Genomic DNA, 7,771 nt, shown 5'->3' with positions numbered 1-7,771 from the left:
GTTTGCTGTGGTGCGGCTTGGCGATCAAGATCACGGTTCTGCGTCCGGCCATGCGTTCGATCTTCGAGGACTTCGAGGTTCAATTGCCGGTGTTGACCCGTTGGCTGCTGCATCCGGGCTTCAGCGCGCTGCTCCTGTTTATCGCCATCGGGCTCGTTTGCGTTCCGCTGTTCTTGGGAGCGAGCGAGACGCGTCGCCGGATCGGCTGGTACGCGATCGTCCTGGCGCTGGTCGTGTTCGTCCTGCTGGTGATCGGCTTCGGGCTGCCGCTGTTCAGTCTGATGCGGGCACTGTCTTGACGTCGGCATCGCTCCGCCCAGAGTTGAATGAACGGTTGCGGTTGCTCTACTCAAAATCTGGCTCGTCCCATGCGTCGTGCAATAACACATGGATTGACTTGAGGATCGATCGCAGCAGCTCGTGCAGACCCGCCGACTGATCGTCCGAGATCTTGCCTTCGTTACGAAGGCCAAGCACGGCGCCTTGGGCGAAGGCGTGTCCGGAGAGCGCGCGTTTGAGTTGGCTGATCGCCAGTGCTCGATCGATTCGACCCTCCAATCTTCCATGAGTCGCTTGCGCCAGACCGCCGAGCAAATCCATTGCGCCGCGACAGGCGATCGAGGGGAATGAGCCGGGCGAAGCATTGTCCGCCGGCAAGTCCATGAACTGCATCAGCAGCGTTTCCGCCTTGATCACCGCTGGGTGCTTCTGGTCACCAGCAGCGACTTCGTCGTTGTCTGGTTCGATTGCATCAAAGAGATCATCAATTGGATCGTCAATCGGATCGCCCTCGCAACGGGCTGCCAGCCCTTCTTTCTGCATCGCCAGATCGAACGCATCGGCGTCGGACATCCCCGACGCCATCGCTTCCTCGATCCAGCGGGCCATCCGCTCGCTGCGCAGGTCGTTCTTCCTCCTCAGCCGATCCATTTCGTCGACTTCGTCTTCCAGACTCTGCTCCATCCATTCGGGGACCTCCGTTGGAGGATCCGGTTTCAGCCCGCCGACCATTTTCTGATGAACCAGCGTTGCGATCCGCTGCACGCGTGACGCGACAATGTTCGGGTCTTCTGCCGCCTCTTTGCTGAGCCCGGAGGGACGCAGTTGGTCAGCGAGCATGCCGATCGCCTGGCCCGAGGACCGCATCTTGCCGGCCAGCTCGTCCGCATTTCGATGGTCGTAAAACCCACTTTCGTCGTCGATGTCGAGCCGACTGCAGTAGCGTGCCTTGATCGCGCCCAATAAGTGGGCAACGGCAACGTGCCCCTCGACTCCGCCGAATTGGGTTTTGACAAAACAATCGGGTGGTTCGGGCAAGGGTCCTTTTTCGGCGGCGCTGATCTGGTGCAACGGGATGAAATGTCCTTCGGGGGAAATCAGCAAGCTCAGGGTATCCTGCCCTGGTGCCATCTCAACGATCAATCCCCGCACCAGACGTGAGCGATCGTGCTCGGAAAACGAACGCCAAATGGTGGCATGTCCGCCGAGCGAAAACGCAATGTCAGTCACACGGTCCTCCAATTCCTCGACGTCTTCCAGGCGGTCGAGCGTGCCGCGGTAATGGATCGTGATTCCCATCTTTACTTCCAACGGTTTGTTGATGTCCAATTCTGGAAGGATATCAGAAAACCCGACCTCGGTTTTCGGATCATCACCATCACGCTACATTCCACGTTTCCCTTTCGATTCAGGAGTTTGACGTGGCCCACTTTGACGTGTTTAACGGTGATGCAGACGGCATTTGTGCGTTGCACCAACTTCGCTTGGCCCGGCCGCGAGAGAGCACGCTGGTGACGGGTGTCAAACGCGACATCAATCTGCTCAAACGCGTCCAGGCTCGATCCGGCGACAGCGTCACGGTGCTCGACATTTCACTCGACAAGAATCGTGAGGAACTGGTGCGACTGCTCGAGCAAGACGTCGCGGTCGCCTATTTCGACCACCATTTTGCCGGCGAGATTCCCGAATCCAATAACTTGTCGGTGCAAATCGACACCGCCGGAGACGTCTGCACCGGCCTGCTTGTCAATCGTCACCTCGACGGTGCGTTTCTGCCTTGGGCCGTGACCGCATTGTTCGGCGACAACTTGCATGACGCCGCCCGCAGTGCCGCACAGCCGCTGAACCTGACCGAATCGCAACTCGACCAACTCGAAACGCTCGGCACCCTGCTGAACTACAACGGCTACGGCAGCACGCTGGACGATTTGTATTTCCCGCCGGATCAGCTGTACCGCAAAATCCAGCCGTATGCCGATCCGTTCGAGTTCATCGCGTCCGACACCACCTTTCAAACTCTCAGCGAGGGTTTTGAAAGTGACATGAACCGGGCCAAGTCGATCGCTCCGGTGTTAGCAACCGAACGCTGCGCGGCGTTCACGTTTCCGAACGAATCGTTTTCGCGGCGTGTCAGCGGTGTGTACAGCAACCAGCTGGCGCGCGAGAACCCGGACCGCGCCCATGCATTAGCCAGCCTCTTGCCATCGGGCGACTATCTGGTCAGCGTCCGCGCCCCGTTGGCAACCAAAACCGGTGCCGACGAACTGTGTCGCCAATTCCCGACCGGCGGTGGTCGCAAAGCTGCCGCGGGCATCAATGAATTACCCGGTGATCAACTGCAAGCCTTTCTCGACGCCATGCAAGAACAGTTCAGCTGATGGGCACAAAGAACTCGCCACACATCTTGGCACTGGGAACGATGACGGAGTTTTACATTCCGTCGCACAAGCTGGATGATCCCCGCTTCTATCACGGGACCCAAACCGCGCGTTCGGCGATCCATGAGTTTCTGATGCATCGCTATCGAGCCTACACCCAATCCCCGACTCCGGTGAAAGGATATTGGATCGACCCAACCGCCCAACTCTCGCACGACGTGCTGGAACGATTCGAAGTGTCGTTCAACAACGAAAACGAATTCGACCGGCTGATCGAGTTTCTGGTCGAATTGTGCCAGCGGTTGAGCGAAGAAGCGATCTACGTCACACGAGGGACTCGCAGTTACTTGGTCACAAAAGATCCAGTTGGACCTTCGCCAGGCTCATCTTGAACGTGCCCGAAGTTTGAATCACCATCGCAGCGGTCACGGATTTCAGCGCGTCTCCTGCCGCAAGGTTCGCGACGGGAATCGAAATCTCTTGCCAGACGCCGGGCTGCTGACCGGAGATTCGTTCACCCAGCGAGATCGACTTGGAACCGCCGCTCGTCGCCAGAGCGAAGGTCACGTCGGATGACGGCGGTGTGTCGATGCGAAGCCGAATCTTGATCGAAGCCGACGCAAACTCGGGTGCCGAGAGATCGACGGGGTTTTCCGCCGCCAACGCAAAAGAGGCTTGCCCTTTCCCCGTCCAAGTGATCGTGCGAATATCCTCCTGCGCGGACTCGTCGGCCGAGACAACGCGAATCGCATCGTTTGCGGTTCCGCCACGCGTCTCGGTCAAGACCATCCGCTCCGCTTCGCTGGTCAACACGATTCGCCACGGTGGAATCGCGCGGCCCCGATCAAAGTATTCGGTCAAATTCAGGCCCGTCTCGCCGCCGCTGGCTTGTTCAGAAAGTCGGGGCAGCGTGGTCGAGTCCGAATACGTCAGACCATAGCCATACGGGAACAGCGGATCGTACTCGGCTTGGCCAACATTCAGGGGCGTCTGCATCGGAGTGCGTGGCCAAGAGTAGGAAAGCTTGCCTTTGAAGTCGTGCTGAACCTGCCCTTGCCGATCGGTCAACAAGACGTCGGCGACACCGATCCCCTCGGAACCGGGCAGCCACGCGGCGACAAAGGCATCCGACGCGTTGATTTCACGATTGACCCACAGCGGACGACCGGTCAGAAACACCGCAACGGTCGGAACACCTCGATCCGAATACGATTTCAACAATTGATAGTCCTTGTCATCGCCCGGCTTGTAGGCGAGGGTTTCGACATCCCCTTGAAACTCCGCATACGGGTCTTCGCCGAACACGACGATCGCCGCGTCCGGTTTGATTGCGATGGAGTCTGCGACGGACTTGTTGTCGGCGACCAGCATCGTCCGACCTCCGGCCGCCTCGACTTGGCGACGAATCCCTTCATAGATCGACGTGCCGCCGGGGAAATCGTCGTTCGAATTGCCCGTGCCTTGCCATGAAAGTGTCCAGCCACCGCTCTGTTTGCCGATGTTGTCGGCACCGTCGCCGGCGACGACGATCGTTGAATCGGGCCGCAGCGGCAACACGCCGCCGTTGTTCTTGAGCAACACCAGCGACTCGCGCACCGCTTGTCGGGCGACGGCTCGGTGCTCGGGTTTGCCGAGTTCGTCGAACTTTCCGGCCAGCGGTCGAGAGGACGGGGAGCCCACTTCGAACAAGCCGGCGCGCAATTTGACCCGCAGAATTCTCCGTACCGCATCGTCCAATCGGGCCAAATCCACATCACCGGACTCCGCCTGACGAAGCATCGTTTCGAACAGCCCTCGCCAACTGTCGGCGGCCATGTACATGTCCAGCCCGGCATCAAGAACGGGCAACGCGTCGGTGGCGGTGCAACCGGGAACTTGGGCGTGTGCGTTCCAATCACCGACGATAAATCCGTCAAAGCCCATCCGTCCTTTCAGCACATCGGTGAGCAATCCCTTGTGACCGTGCAACCGTTTCCCCTGCCACTCGGAGAACGATGCCATCACACATTGAACGCCGTGATTGATCGCAACCGGATAGCCGGCTGCTTGCAGATCGCGAAGGTCTTCCTCGGACATCTGGTTGTTGCCCTGGTCCTTGCCGCCGGTCGTTCCGCCATCCCCGACGAAGTGCTTTGCGGTGGCGATGACGTGCTCACCCTGCAGAAAGGAAGGATCACCCGCGACGCCCTGGATCCCTTCGATCAACTCTCCCGTGTAGCTTGCCGTCACTTCCGGATGCTCGGCATAACCTTCGTATGTTCTTCCCCAACGGTCGTCTCGAACCACGGCAATCGTTGGGGCAAAGGTCCATTCCTGGCCCGTCACACGAATCTCCCTGGCAGTGATCTCGCCGATCTTGCGAAGCAATGCCGGGTTTCGCGTCGCCCCCAAGCCGATGTTGTGCGGAAAGTATGTGGCGCCGACGATGTTGTTGTGTCCATGGACCGCGTCGGTCCCCCACAGCAACGGAATGAAGGGGCCGCCCTGTAAATCACATTCACGGCTGGCGTTGTAAAATGCATCGGCAAGCGACAGCCAATCTTTTGCAGCCGCCCGGTTGTTTCCCCCAGGCGCCGAATTGCCCCCGTTGAGGATCGATCCCAACGGATAGGTCTTCAAATCGTCGGGTTGGATCGATCCGATGTCGGCCTGGATCACTTGGCCCACTTTCTGCCGCAACGTCATCTTCTGGATCAAGTCGCCGATCCGCGTTTCCATCGCGTCATTCAAACCGATCGGGCTGCGTGCGGCGGGCCATCGCTCGGGGTGCACCACAGAATCCTGGGCGCGGCTCAAGCTCAACGGCGCCGCAGCCAGAAAGCATGCCAAGAAAAGAGAGGAGTGGCGCATGGTGATCGACCGTTTGAAGAGGAATGAGCCGGTTGGTTCACCTAGCTTGATTGAAATTCTGCTTCGGTGCGCGCCCCCGCCCCTCGCGCTCCGCCAATTTTTGACGTGGGGGCAGCGAAACCCGCCAACGGATCGATAGTTCAATGAGCCCACGGATGGCAGCGCGAACCCACGGATTTTTGACACCCTGTCATCGGTGTGTTGAAGCACTCGTATTCCGTCTCCGCTAAATCTCCGAGTAGTGGACGAGGCGACGAGTCCTCCGCTCAATTTCCGGGTAGTGGACGAGGCGACGAGTCCTCCGCTCAATTTCCGGGTAGCGGACGAGGCGACGAGTCCTGTGCGGTCGGCAGATTGGCAAGGACTCGACACCTCGTCCACTACCGCCTACCCGAAATGCAAGGTGACACAAAGCGCTAGGGCATTTTCCGACCGACCACCCCGATCTCCGCGGCGGATGCCCAGGGTTTTCCGTTGACCTCGGAAAACACACGCACGCGGACATAGCGGCCACGCACTGGAGTTTCGCAGTCCGCTTTCTGAGCCGTCCTCACCTTGCCGAACGTCGCCGTGGCGGAGGGCTCTCCGCAGGAGTCTGCCACACCACTGATGGTGAAATCAGTTTTGGCAAAGGCTCCGTTCCAGCCGCCGTCTTGCCGGGCCAGATAGCGAAAGCCGTCGATCCGGTACGTCGCGCCCAAATCGATCACCAGTTCATGGGGCGGTTGGTCGACCCCTTGATCGAAACGGGAGTGCCAGATCGTTTCGGGATTCCCATCGATCGCGTTGGCCGCATGCTTTTCGTTACCGGTGTTCTCGCTGCTGTATCGAACGAGCTTCATTTTGTCGGCCGGAACCAGATTCTTGTCGGCCAATCGGTTGACCTTCAGGCCGCGATTGCTGCTGCTCTTCTTAACGGGGTTTCCTTTCGATCCCCATTTCGCTTGCCGATCACGCTCGTGTAGTTCTTTCGTCTCAAACGTTCCGGGTTGAACCGGCTGGTGAGAGGCCTTGGCGTGAGCGATCATCTTGGCCAACACGTCAGGGTGCTGTTTGGCGACGTCGGTCGTTTCGCTGACATCGCGGTCCAGATCGTACAACGCCCATGGCCCATCGCGTTTGGGCTGGATCGCTTTCCACTGCCCCATCCGGACCGCCGTCTGTGGACCGTACTCCCAATACAAAAACTCGTGTTGCGGTTGCTCGTGTCCGGTCGCTTCAACGCCGATCAATTCGGTCAGAATCGACATGCCATCCAGATCCCCGGGGGCCTCGGCGCCGGTCAGTTCGGCGAGCGTCGGGAACACGTCGACTTGGCTGAAAACCAAGTCGCTGACTTGACCGGCCTTGATCTTGCCCGGCCAGCGCACCAGATACGGAATCCTCAGGCCTCCCTCGTAAAGATTCCCCTTGCCGCCGCGGAATTCGACACCGGTCACGGGGTTCTTGTTCGGGCCGAAGTAGCCGCGCGGATGTTCGTTGTCGCGAAACCGATCCTGGCCGCCGTTGTCACCGGTAAAGAACACGATCGTGTTGTGTTCGAGGTTCAATTCACGCAGCAAGTCGAGAACCGATCGCAGGTCGTTGTCGATCATCGTGACCATTGCCGCATAGTTTTTCGCTTCTTGTGAAACGTTCGGATCGTTGAACCACGCATCGTCCTTGTAAGCGGCCACTGCGGGATCATCGGCCGGGATGTCGTACATCCCGTGCGGCGGGGTGACCGGGAAATAACAAAAGAACGGTCGATCCTTGTTCTCGCGGATGAACGCTTTGCCCCGCTTCATGATCTCGTAGTGCGAGTACGTTTCGCCTTCACGACCACCGTCGTTGCCCGGCAGCGGAACCTCCTGGCTGTTTCGCACCAGATAGGGCGGATAGAACGAGTGCGCGTGAACTTGGTCGTAGTATCCGAAGAAGTCGTCGAAGCCATGCTGTTCCGGTACGCCGGTGGATCCCCGACCGCCGGCGCCCCATTTGCCAAATCCGCCGGTCGCGTATCCACGTTGCTTCAGCATGCTGGCAATCGTCGGCTCGCCGGCGCGCAGCGGAGTGCCGCCGGGGTTGTCGCGAACCGAACAATGCCCCATGTGCTTTCCGGTCATCATGCAAGCTCGCAGCGGACCACAAACGGGTGCCGCCGCCAGTGCCTGGGTGAATCGAATCCCTTCACGCGCCATCTGGTCGATGTTCGGCGTCCGCAATCGCTGATTTCCCATGTGTGAGAGTTCATAGTACGCCAGCTCGTCAGACATGATGTAGAC

6 protein-coding genes are annotated in these 7,771 nt (G+C 59.2%); 3 read left to right on the top strand and 3 right to left on the bottom strand.

Annotation, left to right across the window (positions count from 1 at the left end):
* Positions 1–299 (top strand): hypothetical protein (locus ABX749_RS14420; RefSeq protein WP_372896592.1); only part of this gene is annotated, 299 nt, incomplete at its 5' end.
* A 46-nt stretch (positions 300–345) separates the two neighbouring features.
* On the opposite strand, the gene ABX749_RS14415 is transcribed toward ABX749_RS14420, so the two are convergent.
* On the bottom strand, positions 346–1,578 hold the full coding sequence (locus tag ABX749_RS14415; RefSeq protein WP_372896591.1) for a hypothetical protein: 1,233 nt from the start codon (positions 1,576–1,578) through the stop codon (positions 346–348).
* A 122-nt stretch (positions 1,579–1,700) separates the two neighbouring features.
* Between ABX749_RS14415 and ABX749_RS14410 the strand changes: the two genes are divergently transcribed.
* Together ABX749_RS14410 and ABX749_RS14405 are read left to right on the top strand one after the other, a co-directional pair.
* Entirely contained in the window at positions 1,701–2,657 is a 957-nt protein-coding gene (locus ABX749_RS14410; RefSeq protein ID WP_372896590.1) for an acetyltransferase, read from the top strand.
* The gene (locus tag ABX749_RS14405) at positions 2,657–3,049 is read left to right on the top strand and encodes a hypothetical protein (protein ID WP_372896589.1); all 393 of its coding nucleotides are present in this window, start codon (positions 2,657–2,659) and stop codon (positions 3,047–3,049) included. Before ABX749_RS14410 ends, ABX749_RS14405 begins: the two co-directional genes overlap by 1 nt.
* On the opposite strand, the gene ABX749_RS14400 is transcribed toward ABX749_RS14405, so the two are convergent.
* Positions 3,009–5,507, bottom strand: coding sequence for a glycoside hydrolase family 3 N-terminal domain-containing protein (locus ABX749_RS14400; RefSeq protein ID WP_372896588.1), 2,499 nt, complete (start codon positions 5,505–5,507; stop codon positions 3,009–3,011). The genes ABX749_RS14405 and ABX749_RS14400 overlap by 41 nt on opposite strands.
* 416 nt (positions 5,508–5,923) lie before the next feature.
* Positions 5,924–7,771 (bottom strand): sulfatase-like hydrolase/transferase (locus ABX749_RS14395; protein ID WP_372896587.1); only part of this gene is annotated, 1,848 nt, incomplete at its 5' end.

Origin of the sequence: Stieleria sp. (assembly GCF_041595215.1) — a bacterium.
Lineage (GTDB): Bacteria > Planctomycetota > Planctomycetia > Pirellulales > Pirellulaceae > Stieleria > Stieleria magnilauensis.
This window is presented reverse-complemented; position numbering and strand designations above follow the sequence as displayed.

What these genes read in the sequence shown, in the direction of transcription:
- ABX749_RS14415 (WP_372896591.1), bottom strand. Translation starts at nt 1,578, where the DNA reads ATGGGAATCACGATCCATTACCGCGGCACGCTCGACCGCCTGGAAGAC.
- ABX749_RS14405 (WP_372896589.1), top strand. Translation starts at nt 2,657, where the DNA reads ATGGGCACAAAGAACTCGCCACACATCTTGGCACTGGGAACGATGACG.
- ABX749_RS14400 (WP_372896588.1), bottom strand. Translation starts at nt 5,507, where the DNA reads ATGCGCCACTCCTCTCTTTTCTTGGCATGCTTTCTGGCTGCGGCGCCG.